The organism is Acidovorax sp. NO-1 (genome assembly GCF_000238595.1).
Taxonomy (GTDB): domain Bacteria; phylum Pseudomonadota; class Gammaproteobacteria; order Burkholderiales; family Burkholderiaceae_C; genus Acidovorax.
On sequence record NZ_AGTS01000101.1, the window covers coordinates 53,475 to 74,188 of the forward strand.

At 67.1% G+C, this 20,714-nt stretch carries 17 protein-coding genes and 1 riboswitch; of the genes, 3 read left to right on the forward strand and 14 right to left on the reverse strand.

The window, feature by feature from the left end:
* Nucleotide 1: 1 nt before the first annotated feature.
* From KYG_RS16960 to KYG_RS17010, 11 genes are all read right to left on the reverse strand, one after another.
* Nucleotides 2-1,459: a DUF3375 domain-containing protein gene (locus KYG_RS16960; protein WP_008906163.1), complete on the reverse strand. Its 1,458-nt coding sequence runs from the start codon at nucleotides 1,457-1,459 to the stop codon at nucleotides 2-4.
* A gap of 176 nt (nucleotides 1,460-1,635) precedes the next feature.
* Nucleotides 1,636-2,205, reverse strand: a complete 570-nt coding sequence (cobO, locus tag KYG_RS16965) for a cob(I)yrinic acid a,c-diamide adenosyltransferase (RefSeq protein ID WP_008906164.1) — start codon at nucleotides 2,203-2,205, stop codon at nucleotides 1,636-1,638.
* Nucleotides 2,206-2,234: 29 nt separating this feature from the next.
* The gene (gene cobN, locus KYG_RS16970; protein WP_008906165.1) at nucleotides 2,235-6,452 is read right to left on the reverse strand and encodes a cobaltochelatase subunit CobN; all 4,218 of its coding nucleotides are present in this window, start codon (nucleotides 6,450-6,452) and stop codon (nucleotides 2,235-2,237) included.
* Nucleotides 6,449-6,835 (reverse strand): DUF2149 domain-containing protein, encoded by a 387-nt coding sequence (locus tag KYG_RS16975; protein ID WP_008906166.1) that lies wholly within the window; start codon nucleotides 6,833-6,835, stop codon nucleotides 6,449-6,451. The genes cobN and KYG_RS16975 overlap by 4 nt, the downstream gene beginning before the upstream one ends.
* The gene (locus tag KYG_RS16980; RefSeq protein ID WP_008906167.1) at nucleotides 6,832-7,299 is read right to left on the reverse strand and encodes a hypothetical protein; all 468 of its coding nucleotides are present in this window, start codon (nucleotides 7,297-7,299) and stop codon (nucleotides 6,832-6,834) included. Before KYG_RS16980 ends, KYG_RS16975 begins: the two co-directional genes overlap by 4 nt.
* A 29-nt stretch (nucleotides 7,300-7,328) precedes the next feature.
* Nucleotides 7,329-8,123, reverse strand: a complete 795-nt coding sequence (locus KYG_RS16985) for an ABC transporter ATP-binding protein (RefSeq protein ID WP_034695088.1) — start codon at nucleotides 8,121-8,123, stop codon at nucleotides 7,329-7,331.
* Nucleotides 8,120-9,154, reverse strand: coding sequence for an iron ABC transporter permease (locus tag KYG_RS16990; RefSeq protein WP_008906169.1), 1,035 nt, complete (start codon nucleotides 9,152-9,154; stop codon nucleotides 8,120-8,122). Before KYG_RS16990 ends, KYG_RS16985 begins: the two co-directional genes overlap by 4 nt.
* The gene (locus tag KYG_RS16995; protein WP_008906170.1) at nucleotides 9,151-10,053 is read right to left on the reverse strand and encodes an ABC transporter substrate-binding protein; all 903 of its coding nucleotides are present in this window, start codon (nucleotides 10,051-10,053) and stop codon (nucleotides 9,151-9,153) included. The genes KYG_RS16990 and KYG_RS16995 overlap by 4 nt, the downstream gene beginning before the upstream one ends.
* Nucleotides 10,053-10,640: a bifunctional adenosylcobinamide kinase/adenosylcobinamide-phosphate guanylyltransferase gene (locus KYG_RS17000; RefSeq protein ID WP_008906171.1), complete on the reverse strand. Its 588-nt coding sequence runs from the start codon at nucleotides 10,638-10,640 to the stop codon at nucleotides 10,053-10,055. The genes KYG_RS16995 and KYG_RS17000 overlap by 1 nt, the downstream gene beginning before the upstream one ends.
* On the reverse strand, nucleotides 10,637-12,016 hold the full coding sequence (locus KYG_RS17005; protein WP_008906172.1) for a cobyrinate a,c-diamide synthase: 1,380 nt from the start codon (nucleotides 12,014-12,016) through the stop codon (nucleotides 10,637-10,639). Before KYG_RS17005 ends, KYG_RS17000 begins: the two co-directional genes overlap by 4 nt.
* Nucleotides 12,013-13,896: a TonB-dependent receptor domain-containing protein gene (locus KYG_RS17010; protein ID WP_008906173.1), complete on the reverse strand. Its 1,884-nt coding sequence runs from the start codon at nucleotides 13,894-13,896 to the stop codon at nucleotides 12,013-12,015. Before KYG_RS17010 ends, KYG_RS17005 begins: the two co-directional genes overlap by 4 nt.
* 81 nt (nucleotides 13,897-13,977) lie before the next feature.
* Nucleotides 13,978-14,217, reverse strand: a riboswitch (cobalamin riboswitch).
* A gap of 35 nt (nucleotides 14,218-14,252) precedes the next feature.
* Here KYG_RS17010 and KYG_RS17015 point away from each other — a divergent pair.
* The 3 genes from KYG_RS17015 to KYG_RS17025 all read left to right on the forward strand — a co-directional run bounded on the left by KYG_RS17015 (nucleotide 14,253) and on the right by KYG_RS17025 (nucleotide 15,981).
* Nucleotides 14,253-14,480 carry a hypothetical protein gene (locus KYG_RS17015; RefSeq protein ID WP_008906174.1) on the forward strand — a complete coding sequence of 76 codons (228 nt, stop codon included), beginning with the start codon at nucleotides 14,253-14,255 and terminating at the stop codon, nucleotides 14,478-14,480.
* A complete protein-coding gene (locus KYG_RS17020; RefSeq protein ID WP_008906175.1) occupies nucleotides 14,477-14,827 on the forward strand; it encodes a cell division protein ZapA in 351 nt (116 codons plus the stop codon). Before KYG_RS17015 ends, KYG_RS17020 begins: the two co-directional genes overlap by 4 nt.
* A 338-nt stretch (nucleotides 14,828-15,165) precedes the next feature.
* Nucleotides 15,166-15,981, forward strand: a complete 816-nt coding sequence (locus tag KYG_RS17025) for a sulfite exporter TauE/SafE family protein (protein ID WP_008906176.1) — start codon at nucleotides 15,166-15,168, stop codon at nucleotides 15,979-15,981.
* 61 nt (nucleotides 15,982-16,042) lie between these two features.
* Here KYG_RS17025 and KYG_RS17030 read toward each other — a convergent pair whose 3' ends face one another.
* From KYG_RS17030 to KYG_RS17040, 3 genes are all read right to left on the reverse strand, one after another.
* Nucleotides 16,043-18,481, reverse strand: coding sequence for an EAL domain-containing protein (locus tag KYG_RS17030; protein WP_034695090.1), 2,439 nt, complete (start codon nucleotides 18,479-18,481; stop codon nucleotides 16,043-16,045).
* Entirely contained in the window at nucleotides 18,478-19,779 is a 1,302-nt protein-coding gene (locus KYG_RS17035; protein ID WP_008906178.1) for an HD-GYP domain-containing protein, read from the reverse strand. The genes KYG_RS17030 and KYG_RS17035 overlap by 4 nt, the downstream gene beginning before the upstream one ends.
* A 187-nt stretch (nucleotides 19,780-19,966) precedes the next feature.
* Entirely contained in the window at nucleotides 19,967-20,713 is a 747-nt protein-coding gene (locus tag KYG_RS17040) for a sulfite exporter TauE/SafE family protein (protein ID WP_008906179.1), read from the reverse strand.
* Nucleotide 20,714 lies beyond the last annotated feature (1 nt).

The following is a 20,714-nucleotide window of genomic DNA, read 5'->3' on the forward strand; positions in this document are numbered from 1 at the left end:
CTCAAGTCCTCACAAAGATCACACGCGGCAGCGTGGCGCTGCGTTGCACGCCGTCGGATGCGGTCCAGTGCACCGTCTCTTGCACAGCTTCATCCACCACGGCCTGCGCGGCCACGCTGGCCAGTTGCAGGTAGGCCACCAGCTCGCCCAGCCCCTGCTGCAGCGGACGCATGTGCAGCAACTCACCCAGGCTGACCTGGGCCCGCGTTTGCAGCGCTTGCCGCACATGGGCAGCCAGCGCGGCCTTGTCCACCCGCACCTGGGTAAAGAGCGCCGCAGCGTCCACCCCAGCGTCGCCTACCTGCACGGGAGCATCGTTCAGCGCTACGGCGGCCGCAGGGCGAAACAGCGGGCGCTCCAGGGGTAACTGCACGGCGGGGTGCAGGGCGTCCACGCCGAACACCTCGCCGGGCGGGGGTGCATCGCGCAGCGCCACGGCCCGCGCTTCGATGCCGTGAAGCAGCTCCATGATGCGGCGGTTCTCCAGCCAGGCCTGGTCGTCCAGAAACCGGCGCAACTGCTGCGACAACTGGGCCACCGTGCGCTGGGCGTGTTCGCCCGCCTCCAGCCAGTCGTAGTGCACGCGGCGCAGCCGTGCATCGGGGGCCAGTTGCGCCACCGGGTCGAGGGCCAGCACGTGGTCGAGCAGCGCGCTCAGTTGCTCTTGCCGCGCCTGCGACATGAGGAATTCCCAGAACGCCCGAAAGCTCTTGCCCTGGTCGGATTCGGCAATGGCGTCGCGCTCGCCCAGGATTTCGCGCAGCAGCGCACCCCGGCCCTGCGTGGGGCCACCATCCCACAGTGCGATGCGTTCGCGCACCTTGCGGTCGAGCTGGCGAAAGTTGTGCTCCACCTCCCGAAAATCGCCCAGCAGCTCGCGCGCCAGGCTGGTGAACTGCTGGAACCGGTCTTTGAGCGCGGTGTCGTCCAGCAGCGGCATGTGTCCGCCCAGCACCTGGGCGATTTCCGCGTCGATGGCATCGCGGCGCTTGTGCAGTTCAGCGATGCGGGTCTCGGGGTTGGTGTCGGTGCCTTCGCTCATTTGCTGCAGCAGCGCAAACAGCGTGAGCAGGCGCGATTCGGTGCCCACAAAGCTGCGCTCTGTCAGGCTGGCCAGCCAGGTCAAGGCCCGCTCGGTGGCGGGGGTGAGGTCGAACTGCGGCTCGTCCGTGCCCGGGGGGTAGAACTTGCGCAGCCAGCCCTTGTCGTGCGCGGCCCAGTCGTTCAGATAGTCCAGCGCCGACCGGGGGAAGGCCTGCTCGCCCAGGCGTTCACGCAGATCGTAAAGCGTGTCGTTCAGCGCCTCCACCAGGTTGGCCTGCGCCATGGAGCGCACATTCGGCGCAATGAAAACGCGGTGCAGAAAACTGGCCACCAACGGCGCATGCTCGGCCACCAGCAGCCGCCAGGCGGGGTGCTGGCGGCGCATTTGGTGCAGCGTGGTGTAGTCCAGATCCATGCGAAGTTTGAAGAAGGGTCGGGGGCTTTGCACGAGCGGCGCCCAGGCTTCGACAGGCTCAGCCCGACCGGTAGTGGGTGTCGACAATGCGCCAGGTCGATACCGGGCGTGTTCGCCGCACCTTCACAAAGCGGGCAACACAGTCAGGCCGCATTGTCGGCCATGCGCGCGCCCCTTTAGTCCTCAATACCGCGCTGCGCGGGAATGCCCGCCTTGAACGCGTGCTTGACCATCTGCATTTCGGTCACGGTGTCGGCCAGTTCGATGATCTCGGGCGGGCAGCGGCGGCCGGTGAGGCACACATGCACGTCCTTGGGCCGCTCGCGCAGGGTCTGCAGCACGCCGTCCAGCGGCAGCCAGCCGTAAATCAGCGGGTAGGTGATCTCGTCGAGCACCACCAGAAAGTGCTCGCCCGACAGGATGGCGGCGCGCGCCTTCTCCCAGCCGTCGCGCGCGAGCTGGGCAGAGTGCTCCAGGTCCTTGCTCTTCCAGCTGAAGCCGTCGCCCAGCCCCTCGATGGGCAGGCCAATCTGCTCGAACATGCGGTGCTCGCCAAAGCGTGCGGTGGGCACCTTCATGAACTGGAAAATCTTCACGGCCTTGCCCCGGCCGTGCGCGCGCAGCGCCAGGCCAAAGGCGGCCGTGCTTTTGCCCTTGCCATCGCCGGTGTTGACGATGACGATGCCCCGGCGTTCGCCCTCGGGCTTTTCGTAGCGTTTTTCGGTGGGCGGGGTTTCGATCTGCATGGTGTCGATTCTTTCAGAGAGGCCGGGCATCACACGCCGGCCGGTTGCAAAGGGGAAGACAGCGAGGACGGACGGCGCGCCTGCCACGCGGCGCCCGCCATCGCCACCAGGGCCATGACCAGCAGGGCCACGATGCCCGCCATGCGCTCCACGGGGCTGGGCTCGGTGGCGCTGTCAGAAGGGGCTGGCTCGGGCTGCCGCTCCAGCAACACGCCCATGGTAGGCACGGCGGGCGCGGAAGGTGGTGCTTCTGCCTGGGCGGGCGGCGCGGGCAGGTCAGCGGCGGGGGGCGCGGGCTGTGGCACTGCCAGGGCTGGCGACTGCGGCGCAGCAATGGCCATGCCAGCAGCTGGGGTCAGCTCTACGGCCTCACCACGTGCCGCTCGCTCCACCCAGCGGCGCACGCTGGGCAGTTCGGCCGCCAGCGGCGCGGCACGCGTCAGTTCCTGGTACATCTGTGCCAGTTGTTTTTGCGTGTCGGCATCGGCCTGCCAATAGCCCTGGCGCTGCGCCTGCACCAGGCGCTCCAGCGACTGGGCGTAGGCCTGTGGATGTTCTTTCAGCCACTCGGGCAGGCCCAGCTGGTGCTTGTCGCGCACCAGCACGTCGTAGAAGCTTTGCCAATGGTCGCTGCGCACCGTGTCGGGCGCCACGGCCTGCCAGCCCCAGGCGAACTGCACGGCCTTGAGCACCTGCAGCGTGCCCGAATAGCCCTCGGCCTTCTGCGCCTGGAGCCAACCCGGGTGCAGGTAGCGCGACTGCATCTCCAGCGCAATGGCGCGCTGTGCAGTTTCGGTGGTGGGCTCACTCACATCCCGCAGCTGGGCCACATGCAGCTCCAGCCCCTGCGGCCGGCCGGCCACACGGGCTGCGGCCGACAGGCCACCCAGGTACTGGAACGGGTCGTCCGAGCTGACCATAGCGTACAGGTTCGAGCTGCGCGACAGGATGGCTGCGTCGGTGCGGCGCAGGTGCGCTCCCAGCGCCTTCGCCGCCGTGCCGCCCGCAACCCCCGTCACCGGCTCGCCCTCCAGATAAGGCTGGCTCATCCGCTCGAGGAACATCTGGCCCAAGCGCGCATCGTTGGTTTGCAGGCCGTCGCTTTGCACCGCGTCGGACAGGCCGGTGCCATAGTCGCCCACCGCATTGCCGAACGAGCGCACGCGCGCCAGTTGCTCGGCCTGCGCGCGGGGCACGCCCTGCTTGCGCAGCTCCTGGCCGATCTGCGCGGTGGTGCGCGCGATCACATTGCCGGGCTCGGCCGTGGCGGCCTGGGCCACCGCACGGTCCAGCAAGCCCATCAGCGCGGGGAACTGGTCGCGGTAGGAGCCGGTGATGCTCATGAGCACATCGACGCGCGGGCGCTTGAGCTCATCGGCGGCAATGGTCTCCACGCGCACCGGGCGGCCCGAGTCGTCCCACACCGGGCGCATGCCCAGCGCCACAAGCGCCTGCGCTTCCATGATGCCCTGGTGGCGCAGCGTTTCGCCCGCCCACAGCGACAGCGCCATACGCTCTGGCGCCCGGCCACCATGGCGCGCCTGGTAGTCCTTGAACCAGTCGTTGAACAAGGTCTGCGCCACGGCATAGGCCTGGCGCGTGGGCAGGCGGCTCGGGTCCAGCCCCGTGAGGTTGCGGCCTGTGGGCAGGCTGTCGGGGTTGCGGATGGGGTCGCCGCCGTAGGCTGCGGGCAGGAAGCGGCCCTCCAGCCCCGCGAGCAGGCCGGGCATTTCGCCTTCGGTGGCCAGCAAGCGCTCCAGCTCCTGCGCGCGTTGCGCAAGCTGCAGCAGCGCGGGCGTGTCGATGGGTTTGCGCGCGGCGCGGTTGGGCACATGGTCTTCGGCGCGCACCAAGCCGTCTTGTGCTGGCGACGCGTCAGGCGGCACGGGGCGCAGGTCCAGCACGCTGGCGGCCTGCGCATCGGTCAGCGCCACTTCCAGCCAGCGCGCGGGGCGTGCAGCCAGCACCGCGTCGTGCTTGATCAGGAAGGCTTCGTCGATGTCTTCGCCCAGCGCCTCGATCAGCGGCTTGCGCAGCGCCTGCAGGATGGTCTCGCGCCGCTGCTCGGGCGCGGGCACGCGGCCGAACACGGCCAGGCCCTTGGGCTGCGAGCTTTGCGCGAGCTGGTCCAGGTAGGGGTGCAGGATTTCAAGAAAGCCGTGGAAGTCGGCCGCGATGCGCTCGGCGCTCCAGCCCAGGTCGCGGTGCAGCTGGTGCTCCACAAACTGCGCCACCAGCTGCTTTTCGAGCGCGCGGCGCGTGGGGCCTTCGTCCACGGTTTCCCATTCGTGCATCACCTCGTGCATGTGGGCCATGCGCGCCTCGAAGCCCGCCGGGGCAAACACCGGCGTGCGGTGGCTCACCAGCACGGCGCGGCCCCGGCGCTTGGCGGTGAGGGCCTCGCCCAGGTTGTCCACGATGTAGGGATAGACCACGGGCAGGTCGCCCAGGGGCAGCAGCGCGTCGTCGTGCACATCCAGCGCGCGCGCCTTGCCGCCCGCCCATTCCTGCGTGCCGTGGGTGCCGAAGTGGATGAGCGCGTCGGCCTCCAACTGCGCCCACAGGTACACGGACAGGTAGTGGTGCGACAACGGCGCCTTGGACTTGTGCATGAACGGGTTCTGGCCCAGGCGCAGCGTTTCTTCGCGCGGGGGCTGGGGCAATACCGAGAGCTTGCCCACCTGCAGACGCGGGATGGCGAACACTTTTTCGCCCTGCCACTCGACCACGTAACGGCTCTTTTCGGGCGTGCCCCAGTGCGCGTTCATGCGCTCGCGCACGGCCTTTGGCAGCGTGGCCAGGTGCTGCTCATAACGCGCCAGCGGCAGCGCGGCGGCCTGGTCGTTTTGCAGCAGCGCGCGCACATCGGCGCCGGGGTAATACGCGGCGAGCAGCGGCTTGAGCCCATCGATCCAGCCCTGCTCGGGCACCTGCTGTGTGCGGTAGCCCGCCTGGGCCAGGCCGCCCGAAACCTGCTCTAGGCTGCGCGGCACGTTGAGGAACGAGGCGCCGAAGTTGGTGCCACCCGGCGGGTAGTTGTAGACCATGGCCACCAGGCGCTTGTCGGCGGCGGGTTTGGTCTGCAGCGCGATCAGGCGCCGCGCCTTCGCGGCCACGGCCTGGGCCTGGCGCTCGATGAGGCGGAAGTCTTGCCCCTCGGCGCCGTGGGCAGCGACCAGGACCGGGTCGATGGCGCCTGCCGCCTCAGGCTGCGCTAGGTAGAACGGCACATCGGACAGCGACAGGCCCGTGTCGCTGGCTTCCCACGCTGCCGCATCGCCTGCCCGGTAAGGCTGCGTGCCCAACAGCGGCACGCCCCAGCGGGCCAGCAGCGGCTGCAGCGCAGCGGCCTGGGGCACAAGCTGGTGCAGCACCAGGACCGAGGCATGCAGGCGGCCCGGGCCGGTGCCGCTTTCGGGGGGCAGCTCCAGCACCTCGGCCAGCGTCTGCGCCGTGACCTGCTGGCCAAAGGCCGCATAGGCGAACAGGCCTTGCTGGCGGAAGGTGCGCAGCCAGGCATCGAGCCATTCGGTGCTGCCATCGACAAAATGGTGGCGGTGCACCAGCACGGCCACGACCGGCAGGCTCCGCAGTGCCGGCTCACCCTGGCGCCAGGCCTCCAGCGCGGCGGCGTTGGGCAGCAGGCGGGGCGCATCGGGGTGGTAGATGCCCCGAGGGGGCAGGATGTCGGGCGCGGGCAAGGCGGACATGGCAGCACCCGCCACGGTGGCCCGCGCTAGGGCGATGGCGTTCTTCAGATTGCGCGGGCCGCCCGCCTGCAGGTAAGCCACCATGCGGGCGGGAGCCTCCAGCGCAGACAGGTCAACAGCCGGTGTGCCCGCAGGCACCCAGACCACGCGGCCCGGGGCGCTTGCGGCACGGGCATCGAGCTGAGCGCCCACCATGCGGCGCAGGCGCGCCTCCACGCTGGCGTGCGGAGCATCCACCCACACCATGGCGGCGCCCGCCAGAGCGCGCTCCAGCTTCTGGGCCTGGGCCGCGTCCAGTACCGCCGGGCCGGCCAGCGGGTAGTCGATGTGCACAAAGCCCAGGCCCGCGTCGGAGGCCAGGCGCAGCACCATGGCCGTGCGCGGGGTGGTGGTGATGTCGGACGTGAGCCAGAGCAGCACCGGCGCTGTTTTATCGGCGCCGCCCGCTGCCAAGGCTTTCTCAGCCTGGACGGCATGCACCAGCGGCGCAGCCAGCAGCAGGCACCACAGTGCCGCGCGCAAGATCAGTGTCTTCATGGCTTGGCGGGTGCCGGCGTGGCGGAGCCACCCGCGCCACCGGCCGAAGCTCCAGCTGGAGCAGCGCCCGTTTCAGGGATGTAGACGATATTGCCGTCTTCCAGCTTGTAGGCCACGCCCGCACGCACGCCCTGCCCTTGCGCTGCGCTGCCAGCGCCCTTGAAGCGCACTTCCTTGCCCTGCTCGCGCACGACCACTTCCATGTCGGGCTGGCCCGCATTACGGATGATGCTCACGCTTTCATTGGCACTCGTCTGGCTTTGCACGGCCACGGCCGTGAGCAGTGCCACCACCAGCACCAGGAACACGTCCACCAGGTTCACGGCCGACAGCATCGGATCGTCATCGTCCTCGGCGAGGACGCTTAGGTGCTTCAAGGTCATTGCGCCACCCCGCGCTCCTTGCGCACCACCAGCAGCTCGGCCAGCAGCCAGCGGCGGCGCACCGAGTACACCACCAGGCCCACCGACGCAGCCGCTAGCGCCAGCACCACGCCCGCAAAGGCGCCGCTGAAAACGGCGAGGGCCTGCTGGCCGTTGCCCGCCGCCACGCTCTGCAGCGCAGGGCCCAGCGGGATCATCGTGGCGATCAGCCCCAGCATGGGCGACAGACGGCTGAGCAGGCGCACGGGCTCCACCTGGCGCACTAGTTGCAGTTCCAGCTCTTCCATCGACAAACCCGGAGCCACGCGCAGCGAACGGTACTGCGGCTGGCGCCAGCGCTGCCACGCCTCCATGAGCGTGGCGCCGCCCGACCACAACGCGTAGACAAACGCCAGCCCCACCAGCACCAGCACCGGCCACAGCAACGACTGCGCGACCTGCGAAAAACCCGATTCGATGTTCATGCTTCCACTCCCTCAATCCATGTGTTGTTTCATTGGCTGTGCTTGCGCTGCATCGATGGCAGCGCCATCCACATGCCATCCAGATGCCGCACGTGGATGCGGTGATCAAACACGCTCTCCAGCGCCGCGTGCGTGGCGGGTGCATCGCAGGCGCCCTGGTGCAGCACGCGGCCCTGTGCCATCACCACCATGTCGTCGGCCTGCAGCGCGAGCGACACCTCGTGCAGCACGCTGACCACCGTGCCGCCCGCATCGACCAGCGCGCGCATGGTGTGCAGCCAGTCGGTCTGGTGCGGCGGGTCGAGGTTGGCCAGGGGTTCGTCCATCAGCAGCACTCGCGCCTGCACGGCGAGGGCGCGGGCCAGCAGCACGCGCTGGCGCTCGCCGCCCGACAGCTGCGACAGCGGGCGGTGGCGCCAGTCCCAAGCCTGGGTGGTGCGCAGCGCCTGCTCGACGGCGGCATGGTCGGCAGCACTTGGCGGGGCCAGCCAGGGCTGGTGCGGCAGACGGCCCAGCATGGCCACGTCGTAGCTCGTGAGGTCGTCGGCCGAGCCTTCGTTCTGCCCCAGCCAGGCGAGCTGGCGGGCGCGTTCGCGAGCCGGGATCTGCGCCAGCGGGCGGCCCAGCAATTGCACCTCGCCCTGCACGGCTGCGCGCGGCAGCAGGCCCGCCAGCACCTTGAGCAAGGTGGACTTGCCCGCACCGTTGGGGCCGACGATGCTGGTCCAGCGCCCGGCGGGCAGTTGCAGGTCAATGCCCTGCAATATCAAGCGGTTTCCGATGCTTGCGCCTATCTGGCTTGCCTTGATAGCTATTGAATTCATAGCGCACCGCCTTGCGATGTGCGCCGGTGCATGAGCCACAGCAGGTAGGTGCCGCCCAGGGCCGCCGTGAGCACACCCACGGGTAGCTCCTGCGGCGCGAGCACCCAGCGCGCGAGGATGTCGGCCGCCATGAGCAGCACCGCGCCCATCAGGCTGGAGAGCACGATGTGCCGCTCGTGCGTCACGCGGACGATGGAGCGCACCAGGTGCGGCGCGGCCAGCCCCACAAAGGCGATGAGCCCGGTCTGCGCCACCGCCGTGCCCGTGGCCAGCGCCATGGCGGCCACCAGCCCCACGCGCATGGGCATGAGCGGCAGGCCCAGGCTGGCGGCCGTGGCCTCGCCTAGCGTGAGGCCATCGAGCGCGCGCGCAAGCATCCAGGCCACCAGCGAGCACAGGGCCCACACGGCTGCCATCAGCACGCAGGCCATCCAGCCCACAAAGGCGGTGCTGCCCAGCGTGAAGGCTTGCATGGCCTGAAGGATGTCGGGCGAGGCCAGCTCCACAAGGTCACGCACGGCCCCCAGCACCACGCCCACAATCACGCCCGCGAGCAGCAGGCGCAGCGTGTGCTGCACCCCGCGCGCGAGGATCAGCGTGAGCACCACCGCCCCCGCCGCCCCCAGAAATGCCATGCCCGTGATGCCGATGCGGGCCATCCACTGCGCCGCCACCGGCGACACGCCGAACAGCGCCATCGCCACGGCACCACCCAGCGCGGCGCCCGAGGCGCTGCCCAGCAGGTACGGATCGGCCAGCGGGTTGCGAAACAACCCCTGCGCCACCGCGCCCGACAGGCCCAGCAGCGCCCCCGCCAGCCACGCGCCCAACGTGCGCGGCAGGCGGATGTCCCACACGATCTGCCAAGCCACGGGGTCGCCGTGCATGCGCAGCACGCTGTCAAAACCCGTGCTGCCCACGCTGGCGCCACACAGGGCCAGCAAGACGCTGGCCAGCAGCAACCAGGCAGCGCACCACGCGGCGCGGCGGGTGGCGGAACTGGTAGGCACACCGATGGAAGCGCCGGTCATGGGGCCTTTTCCACCAAGCAGCGTGCCATGATGCGCGCGGCTTCGGCCATGCGCGGCCCAGGGCGCACCACCACATCGGAGTCGCCAGAACCAAACACGCACAGCCGGTTCTCGCGGATTGCGCGCATGGTGGCCCAGCCGGGGTACGGCACCATAGCCTGCATGCTGCGGTTGCCGATCATGATGATGTCGGGGTTGGCGCGCACGACGAACTCGGGGTTCAGGCGCGGAAACGGGCCCAGCGACGCGGGCACCACGTTGCGCACGCCCAGCCGGGTGAGCGATTCGCCAATGAACGAGGCCTCGCCTGCCGCATAAGGCCCACGGCTCACTTCAAAATACACGCGCGCGTTCTTTGCCTTGGGCGGCAGCGATTGCGCCGCTGCCAACACGCCCGCGTCGATCACGCGCCAGAGGCGGTCGGAGCCTTGCGCGCGGGGCACGCCCAGCAGGTCGCTCACGGTGCCCAGCACGCGGCGCACGTCGGCATGCGTCTTCGGCTCCAGCTGCACCACCGTGAGGCCGAGCGCCTCCAGCCGGTCGCTGGCGCGCGAGCTGACGGACATGAGCACAACGTCAGGCTTGAGTGCCACAACGGCCTCGATGCTCGGGTCCAGCCCGCCGCCCACCTTGGGCAACTTGCCAATCACCGCCTCCGGCCAGTTGGAATAGCGGTCCACACCCACCAACCGGTGACATTGCTCCAGCTCGCACACGCTTTCGGTCAACGACGGCAACAGGCTCACGATGCGCTGCGGCGGGCGCGGCAACGAGATCTCGCGGCCCTTGTCGTCCTTGATCTGCACCGGCTGCGCCTGGGCCAGCCCGGCCATGAGCAGGCCCAGCGCGATGAGGATGGCGATCACCCAGAGGATGCGGCGCACGGGGGTGGGTTTCATCACCGGGGTTCTTTCAAGGTAAGAGGCAGGCCTGCGGCCATGAGCGTAACGCGGGGGCACACCTGCGCCACCTGCTGGTTGAGTATGCCCAGCGCATCCACAAAGGCGCGCACCTCACGCCCCATCGGGATGACCCCCAGGCCAATTTCATTGCCCACCAGAACAACGGGGCCGGGGGATTTCCGAATTGCTCCTAAAAACATAGCTGATTGCGCTTTCCAGTCAAGCGCTAGCGCCTGTTTTTGTTCAATACTCATGGATTCCACACCCACGGGCATGGTCCAGTGGGTGAGCCAGAGCGTGAGGCAGTCCATCACCACCAGCGTCTGCGGCGTGCTGAAGCGCACGAGGGCTGCCGCCACGTCGCGCGGCTCTTCCACCGTCTCCAGGCCGGGCACGCGCTCGGCGCGGTCACGCTGGTGGCGGGCGATGCGCTCGCGCATCTCGTCGTCCCAGGCCTGCCCGGTGGCGATCAGCACGGCGCGGTGGTCGGCAGACTGGGCCAGCCAGTCGCGCGCCAGCAGTTCGGCGCGGCGGGACTTGCCGCTTTTCTGGCCGCCCAGGATGAGTTCGGTGGTGATCGTCATACGGAAGCGCCTCCCAGCAGATGCGCCACCGCCTCGGGGCTGGATGGGAACCAGGCGTGGAAATAGCTGCCGTGGATGCTGCCCTGCCGGTACAGCGCCTCGCCCGCATCGGGCGCAACCGCCTCGTTCGGGCGCGCCGTGCGGGCCACCACGGGGGCGCTGCTGTCGCTGGTCGAATAGTGAAACGTATGGCCGCGCAGCGTGTGCCCTGCCACCGTCAGGTGCTGCGGGCCGAGGGCCGCCAGTCGCTTTTGCATGGTCACGCGGCCGGGCAGCAGGCCCCACAGCGGAGCCGTGCTGCCATCGGCCAGCGTGATGGAATCGAACAGCGCCATCATGCCGCCGCACTCGGCCCACAGGGGTTTGCCTGCGGCCACATGGGCACGCAGGCTGGCTTGCATCCCGGTGTTGGCCGCGATCTGCGCGGCGTGCAGCTCGGGGTAACCGCCGGGCAGCCACACGGCATCGCAGTCCGGCAACGCCGTGTCTTGCAGGGGCGAGAAGAACGCCACGCGGGCGCCCATCTGTTCCAGGCATTGCACATTGGCGGCGTAGGTAAAACAGAACGCCGCGTCACGCCCCACGGCCACGGTGCGGCCCGCGAGCAAAGCAGGCACGGCAACCTGGGATGCAGGCGCCGGAAAGTCCACGGCCCAGCGCTGCAGGTCCCCCAGCGTCATCTGGCCCAGCGGCGTGGTGGCCAGCGCGTCAGCCGCAGCGTCCAGCCGCTGCAGGCTGTCGTCCAGCTCGTGCGCAGCCACCAGGCCCAGGTGGCGTTCAGGCAGCAGTGCCGCACCGGACTTGGAAGCTGCAGGCGCGTGGGTTGGCTGCACCCGCATCAGCGCGCCCATCCAGTCGTCGGCATCGTGCAGGCCGTCCCGCAGCATGTCGGCATGGCGCGCGCTGCCCACACGGTTGGCCAGCACACCCGCCCAGGGCAGACCCGGACGGTAGTGGCGCAGGCCATAGGCCAGCGCGCCAAAGGTGCCGGCCATGGCCGAGGCATCGACCACCGCCAGCACCGGCACGCCAAAGTGCCGGGCCAGGTCGGCCGCGCTGGGGTTGCCATCAAACAGGCCCATCACACCCTCGATGAGGATCAGGTCCGACTCGCGTGCAGCATCGTGCAGGCGCTGCGCGCAGTCGGCCTCGCCGTTCATCCACAAATCGAGCTGGTGCACCGGCGCACCGCTGGCGAGCTGGTGCCAGTGCGGGTCCAGAAAATCCGGCCCGCACTTGAACACCCGCACCCGTCGCCCCTGGCGCGCATGCAAACGCGCCAGGGCGGCGGTAACGGTGGTCTTGCCCTGCCCGGAGGCCGGCGCTGCAATCAGCAGCGCCGGGCAGCGGGCGGAAGCGGTTGACGCCAGGGTCACTGCGGAGCCCACTTGACGCCCAAATAAACCGTGCGGCCTGCGGTAGCGTAGGTGCGGGCCAGCTGGTAGTCCTTGTCGGCCAGGTTGTCGACGCGGGCCAGCAGCGTGGTGTCGCGTGCGATGCGGGTACTGGCGTACAGGTTTACGAGCGCATACCCCCCCAGCACGTTGGTGTTGGCCACGGTGTCAAATCGGCGGCCCGAAGCCTGCACCTCGGCACCCACCGTCCAGCCCGCCAGGCGGGTGTCGGCGCCAAAGGTGGCGTGCTGCCTGGCGCGGCGGGCCAGCTGCTTGCCCGTGGCAAGGTCGCGCGGGCGCTGCAGGTCAATGGAGCCGTGAAGCTGCACATTGCCCACGCGGTGCGAACCCGCCAACGTCACGCCCCTGTATTCGGCGCGGGCGGTGTTGGCGTAGCAGCCAAATTCCGACAGGCAGCTGCCAGGGCCCGAGAACGAAATCAGGTTGGTCACCCGGTTGCGAAACAGCGTGGCCGAGAAGGTGCTGTTGCCCTGGGCATAGCGCAGCGCCACTTCGGCATTGCGGCTGCTTTCGGGGCGCAGCGTGGCCACACCGTATTCGCTGAAGCGGTGGTACAGCGTGGGCGCACGGAAGGCCGTGCCCACCGACGCGGTGGCGCGCCACTGCGGGGTGATGGCATAGCCGTAGGCCACGCTGCCGGTGCTCTTGCCACCGAATTCGCTGTCGGAATCATGGCGCAGGTTGAGCTGCACCGTGTGGCCTGCCGCGTTGTAGCCGTAGCCCAGCGCCAGCGCGTCTTGCGAGCGCTTGGCGTCAATGGGCGTGTTTTCCAGGCGGTCTTCGCGGCGCTCCAGCGCGGCCGTGACGAGGTGCGCGCCCTGGCGCCATTCGTTCTGGAAGAAGTAGCCACGCAAGCGCGTGTCGCTCAGATACCGCGAAGGGCGGGTTTCGTATTCGTCGCGCGAGTCGGTGATCGAAAGTCGCGTTTTGTAGGCGCTGTTCCACTGGGCCGTCCAGTTGAGGCCCAGCGCGTGCAGGGTGTGCAGGTTGCGGTCGTCCTTGCCCAGGCCGCTGTCGTAGCCGCTGTTGGTGTCATTCAGCATGAGGGTGCCTTCGAGGCGATGCACTGCGTTCACCTGCAGGCCTACCCGCGCGTGGCCCGCTGTGGAGCGGTAGCCGTCGCGGTCCGGGTTCTGCCCGGCGACAGGGCGCGCGTTGAAGCCCTTGCTGTCTTCACGCGCCAACCCCAGGGCGTAGTCCAGCGTGCCGCCGGCACCGCTGATCCCCGCCTCTAGCCTGGTGGTGTTGTGGCTGCCCACACCTACGCCCACGTACGGCGCCGTGCTGTTTTCGCCGCGCTTGGTGAAGATCTGCACCACACCACCCAGGGCATCCGAACCATAAACGGCACCCGCCGGGCCACGCAGCACTTCAATGCGGTCGATGAGGCCCAGGGGAATGCTCTCCCAGGGTGCGCCGCCGGTGGACTGGGAGTCGATGCGTACCCCATCGATGTACACCGCGGTGAAGCGCGACTCGGCGCCACGCAAGAAGACGCCGGTAGTGCTGCCCGGGCCGCCATTGCGCGAGAACTCGACACCGGGCAGGCGGGCCAGCAGGTCGGCCAGGCCGGTGGCACCACTGCTTTCAATGGTTTCGCGGTCCACGATGGAGAAGTCGGCCACCAGGTCGGACAGTGGCTGCGGCGTGCGCGTGGCGGCCACCACGGTTTCAGACAACGAGGGCGCGCGCAGGTTCTGCGCCAGCAGCTCACCGGAGGCCGGGGCAGTCTGGGCCAAGGCGGTGCAGGCGCTGCCCGCAACAAGGGACAGCATGGCCAGGCGCGGTGCGGACAGGCGCAACGACGCCACAGGGCGCGCACGAAGGGTACGGATTTTCATGGGAATCAAGATCAACAAACAACCCGGGCCGGCCTCCCGCCAGCGTGTGGGTGATACAGCCGCGCAGCGCCAAAAAAGAGCGCACGCAGCCACCGTGTTGGCCGGTATCCGGGCTGGCGGAACACCCCCCCAATGCCTTCCCAGGCGCTTGTTCAAGGCGCCCAGTGGCTTATGGATGGAGAGAGAATCGAGTGATTCGTCCGCTGACCGTTGCGGGGGCAGCGCAGGCTGGGCGGGTACCGGTGGTACCGCGCCTCCCTGCTTCCCGTTGAACTGCGGCGTGTGAACCACACCGCGAGCACCAACGGGCGAATTTTACGACCGATTTTTACGCCAACCCTACAATCAGGCGCTGTATGGCCACACCATCCACCATCGATCAGATCGCCGAGCGCGTCGAACGCCTGCTGTTGCGCCATGCCGAGCTGCAACGCACCAATGCACTGCTTGCAGATCAGGTCGCAGCCCTGACGCAGGAACGGGACTCGCTCAAGTCGCGGCTCAGCGCCGCCCGCGCCCGCGTGGATGCCCTGCTGGAGCGCCTGCCCGCCGCGACCCCCGCCGTCACGAAAGAAATCGAATGAAGCAAATCGAGGTGCAGATCCTCCAGCAAAGTTACCTGCTGACCTGCCCCGAGGGCCACGAGAGCCGTCTGCTCGACGCCGTTGAGCGCGTGGATACCGCGATGACGCGCATCCGTGACGCTGGCAAGGTCCGCGCCCGTGAGCGCATTGCAGTGCTGGCAGCGTTGAACCTGGCCTTTGAAATCGCCGATCGTGAGGCCGCCGACCTGGCAGCCAGCGCCATCAGCGCGACGCCAGCGCCGGCTGGACACCAGGCAGCGCTCCTGCCTGACGAGGAACACGAGGATCTGCAGAGGCTGGTTCAGCGTCTGGACCAGGCTCTCGGGGATGACGGACGCCTGATTTAGCCCGCCCATTTCACGCCGGATGGCGCGGGCTTTACATGCCCCACGGCTGGAATGCAGGTTGCCAGCGCCTACAATGGGAGCGTCTGCGAAGCCGCCGGGCCCTATATTTCCTTGAACCAATGCTCAACGAGCTCGGGCTTGGTACATTGCCCGGTGAGCGTGATCATCTCGCGTCAGATGAACCCAACGCTTGGCTGCCCTCGCCCACCTGAACCCCCGGTTCAGGATGAGGGTCCGGTGGCATTCGCAGACACCCATTTTCAGATGCCTGTCCAGTGCGCACCCTGCGCCCCATCCAGTGCACTCCCGCGTTCTCCCCTTCCTTTCTTTCTGACCCCATGCTGGATCCCCTCCTGATCGTTGAACTCGGCGTGCTCGGCCTTGCCACAGGTTTTCTGGCAGGTCTGCTGGGCATTGGCGGCGGCATGCTGCTTGTACCGTTCCTGACCTACATCCTCGGCGCGCAACAAGTGGCGCCCGATCTGGCCGTGAAGATGGCCATCGCCACTTCCATGGCGACGATCATGTTCACATCCATCTCCAGCGTGCGCGCCCACCACAAGCGCGGGGCGGTGCGCTGGGACATCGTCAAGCGTCTGGCACCAGGCATCGTGCTGGGGGGCTTCATTGCCAGCCTGGGCGTGTTTTCGCTGCTCAAAGGCTCGTTTCTGGCGATCTTCTTCGCACTGTTCGTGAGCTTCTCGGCGACGCAGATGTTCCTGGATAAAAAACCGGCGCCCGCGCGACAGATGCCTGGCGGAGCCGGACAGGTAGCTGCAGGTGGCGTCATCGGATTCCTGTCAGGACTGGTGGGTGCGGGCGGTGGTTTTGTGAGTGTGCCTTTCATGACCTGGTGCAACGTTGCCATCCACAACGCCGTGGCCACCAGTGCAGCGCTAGGTTTCCCGATCGCGCTGGCCAATGTGGTGGGCTACGTGATCGGCGGCCAGAACGTGACCGGTCTTCCCGCCGCCTCGGTCGGCTATATCTGGTTGCCAGCATTGCTGGTGATCGCCACCTGCAGTGTGCTGACCGCGCCACTGGGTGCCAAGGCGGCGCACAACCTGCCGGTAAAGCAGCTCAAGCGGGTATTTGCGTCCTTGCTGTTCGGTCTGGCGGCATACATGCTCTGGAAGGGCGTGGCAGCCCTCTGACCGGTTCGCGGCCGCCCGCGCGATTGCCAGCGCCAGCGGCTGGTGCCACGACCCGCCAGCACTACGCCGGGCTTCGCCTGCCCTGGGCTTTCAAGGGCAATGGTTTGCCCAGCATGACGCGAAACTCCTCGGACGGAAGCCCGGGCGCACACAGAAACCCCTGGTAGTGGTCGCACTGCATCTGCAGCAGCACCGCTTGCTGGGTTTCGGTCTCGACGCCCTCCGCGACAACCTCAATGTGCATCGCGCGGCCCATGCTGATGATCGCACTCACAATGGCCCGGTCGCCTTCGTCATCAGGGAGCCCCCGTACAAACGACTGATCGATCTTGAGTTTGTGGATAGGCAATTTTTTCAGGTAGGCGAGGCTGGAGTAGCCAGTACCAAAATCGTCAATGGCCAGTCCAATGCCCAGATCGGCCAGAGCCAGCAAACGCTGCTCCATTTCCTGCGCGTCCTGCAGCAGGATGGTTTCCGTGAGCTCCAGTTCAAGCAGCGTGGGAGGCAGTTGGTGCACCGCCAGCAAGCGCGTCAGCCGTTCGACAAAGTCGGGTTGCCGAAACTCCAGCGCCGACACATTGACAGAGATCATGATGGGCGTGCCACCGTGCATCCACATGGCGGCCTCGCGTACCGCCTGCTCCATGACCCATGCACCCAGCGTGACGATATAGCCCGACTCTTCCGCCAGCGGGATGAAGTGCGCCGGTGACACGGAGCCAAACTCGGGATCGGTCCAGCGGATGAGCGCCTCGGCGCCGGTGATTCGCCCCGTTGCCATGTGCACCTGAGGCTGGTAGTGCACCGCCATAAGGCCCTTGCCCAGCGCCTGACGCATGGCATGCTCCATCTGCATGCGCGACAGAAGGTTGGCATTCATCTGCGGCTGATAGAAGCCATAACTCCCCCGCCCCCGCTCCTTCACGCGGTACATGGCGGTATCGGCCTGCTTGATCAGATCATCGAGCGTGGCACCGTCCTGCGGGTAGAGCGCCATGCCGATACTGCACTGGATGGAGAAGCCCATGCTGTCGAGCGTGAACGGCTTGAGCATGTCGTCCAGAATGCGGCGAGCGACGCTCTCGGCCACTACGGCATCTCCACCATGCAGGTAGATGACGAACTCATCCCCACCGAGCCGGCAAAGCATGTCCGTCTGGCGCAGGCAGGCCTGCAGGCGCTCTGCCACCAGCTGCAGGACACGGTCCCCAAATGGGTGACCCAAGGAGTCATTGATGATCTTGAAGCGGTCGAGATCAAGGAACAAGATCGCAAAACCCGTATCGCTTTGGCGTGCCCCCTGAATGGCGGTATCCACCCGCTGCGACAACAGCAGGCGATTGGGCAAGCCCGTGAGCACATCACTGTAGGCCAACTCTTCAATGCGTTTCTGGGCTGCGTGCTGAAGGGTGAGGTCGCGCATGAAACCAATGCTCTGTACCAGACGCCCCTCATCGTCACGCAGTGCCACCCAGGACAGCTGCACGGCGCAGTAGGTGCCATTGTCACGGGGCAGCCAGAGCTCGCCCTCCCAGAAACCTTCATGGGCCCAGCCCTGCAAAACCTGCTCCATGAACGCTGCATCCGAACCGCCGCCAAACAGGGATGCTGCCACGCAGCCTTCAAACGCCTTCGCAGACGGGCCTACAAGGCGTTCGCAACCAGGGTTCATGCGCAGCACACGGTGCTGGCTGTCAGCAATAAAAATGGCGTCGAGACTGGACTCGAAAACGCGCGCAGCCAGTCGGAGGCTGGCATGTATCTCGGTCTGGCGGGTAATGTCGCGGTACGAATACACGCGTCCGACCGGTCGTCCCTGAATGAACTGGGGCACCGTGCGCATCTCCAGAACCATCCCATCCCGCAGCGTCACGATGTCGGTGCTTTCCAGCATGGGCTCGCGTACAAGAGCCGCCATGCGCTCCACGTAAGCGCGTGCATCCTGTGTCTGCGCCACCATGTGTGCATAAACCGCCGCGTCATCGCGCTCCACCAACAGCTCGTTGGGGATGTTCCAGAGTTGCGCCAGCCGCTGGTTGAATGCACGCACCGTTCCCTCGAGGTTGCACACCAGCATCCCGTCAGCTGCAGAGTCGAGCGTCGCCCGCAGTTCGGACAGCAATGTCTCCAGCTCACGCTCGGTGGACTCCTGTACGCTGCGATCGAGCATGGTGACCATGAAGACCGAAAGCGCAGGATCGTCGCCGGGAACCCGCGTGACCCTGCGATCAACCGGCACCAGTGTGCCGTCGGTTCGTAAAAGGCTGGTATGGGAATGGATGCCGTCTGCAAGCACCTCGGCCGGCTCACCCCAGAATGCCACGTCTTGCGGCGTGCAGGCCAGGCGCAACACCGACGTACCTACCATGTCGGCCAAGGTCAGGCCCACCAGGCGCTGGGCAGCGGCATTTGCGTGCAGGATGTGCAGGCCGGTCTCTTCCACCAGCCACACAGCCTCCTGCAATCCGTCCAGCCAGGCGTGAGACGGCGAAGCTGTCACGACTCAGCCTCGTCAGGCCCCGGGGCGACGGCGCGCTCAAAGAAGTAGCAGATGCGCTGGCGAGGAGAGAGGTAGTCCAGCGCATCCCGCGGCAGCTGCGCCGGCTTGAGGCTACGACGGATACCCAGCTCAGGCACCGTTTCAAGATCCAGAATCTGTGCCTCGTCCTTGGGAACGCGGGGGTCATGCACGATGACCTTGGGCCGCAACGGACGTGAAGAGTTCACGGAGACCACCGTGGCATAACGGTCGTTAACCAGCTGCACGATGGAGCCGGGCGGATAGACGCCCATCATGCGGATGAATGCCCCCAGCACCACGGAGTCGAAACGTACCTTCAGTTGGGCAAAAATGACGGACAACGCCTCGTGCGGCGTGAGCGCGTCCACACCGTTGGCAGGATTGCACATCCGGTCGTAGCGGTTGACCAACGCGAGAACCTGGCTCGACCGGCCCAGATCAGGGCCCGACAGCCGCAGCGGAAACCCGCTGCCGTCAGCCATCTCATGGTGCCGGGCGACAGCAGTCCACACGGGCTCGCTCAGCCCCATGCGCTTGGCAAAGGTCACTGATTCTGCGACATGGCTTTCGTAGCGCAAACGCTCTTGCGGAATCATGGAAGCGGTGGGCTGCCGGAGATTGGGAGGCAGCTTGATCTTTCCCAGATCATGGATCAGCGCTGCGATGCCAAGGTCGAACAGTTCGGCACTCTTCATGCCGAGAGCCCGCCCCAGGAGCAGTGAAATCACCATCACATTGATGGGATGGAGCGCGTTGCGCTCGCCCACGCCCTCCGACAGAAGCCGGATGACCGAGTCACCATTTTCAAGAAGTTCTGCAACACAGCCGGACACCAGCGCATCACCCTTTGCACGGGCTTCCTCGGGCTGGGCGGTCACGACCCGTTCTAGCGCCTGGTACTGCCTTGAGGCCTCACCAAACCGCTTGTCGCACGCTGCCAGGGCGCGGTTCTGGGCGTCGAGCAGTTCACGCCGTCGTTGGGCCTCAGCGTCCACCAGGACTGGCGCCCCGGCTGCATCCACCTGCCTGCCCGACGCCGTATCGTTCATTTCCGGCACATCCCAGGCCGCCGGCACCAGATCCCTCAGTTCCGGATCACTCTTCTTCGGGAGGTACCGCACTTCCGTCAGCCCCAGCTCCCTCAACGCAGCGATCTGCTCCGCCGAGGCAACCCGAAAACTGCTCACCGGGAAAGGATGGTGCAACCAGCCCACGTCAAGCTGGATGTACATGCCGACGCGCAGTTGGCTGATGTCAATGAGGATGGAAGAATTCACTTTCGGGCGCGTGCAACATCGTGACGTCGATGCCACCAATGGTTACACACATTATCGCCAGTTCCACCGATGCATCAGCGAGGGGTATCGGTTGCCGCAGCTTAACGGCAACAGTCGTCACACAAAGCAAGGCCCGCCGCAGGGACGAGCGCAATCAGGATGGTCCCTGGACGCCTGAAGCAGCCGCCTACCGGCACCACAGCGAAGGCTTATAGACCAGATCCATCCAGAGCGCCCAGCAGGCGATTCCGAAAAGCAGGCCTCCCGCCACCCGCGTTCCCCAGTCCGCGCGGGCTGTGTTCAGCCTTGTTTTCAGCTGGGTCCAGACCCATGGCCCTCCCGCAAGCCACACCCCGCTGCCCAGCCCAAACAGTGCCATGGTCACTGCGCCTTCGAGAGGACCTCCGCTCAGGGCGGCCACCAGCAGTGCCGAATAGAGCAAGCCACAGGGCATGAGGGCCCACAGCCCGCCCGCAATGAGAACCCCGGAGGGGGCACTGATCAAAGGACGGGTGCGCGCCCATACAGATCGGCCGGCATTCTCCAGCCATTGCGGCTGGCGTGCCTGCGCCATCATCATCACACCCCAGGCCATCACGGCTACATGCATGAGCGTCCAAGCGGGACGCAAGGCGGTCGTGTGCTGGGTAAGCCACGCCAGGCTGTCCATTGCCCATGCTGCCAGGCAACCCGCCAGCGAGTAACCGAGCAGGCGTCCGACATGGAAAGCCGCCGCGCGCCGAAAAATGCCACCCCGCGGCATCCACTGCACGGTGTGAGTCCCGGGCGATGGTGCAATCCGGTCAGTGGCAGAAGCTTTTTGCTCCCGCCCCTGCCCCACCAGCGCACCACAGGGCGCTGAGCACATCGCCAGGCAATGAGTGCCTCCGACAAGCCCCATCAAGAAGGCAGTCGATGCCACCGCGATCATCATG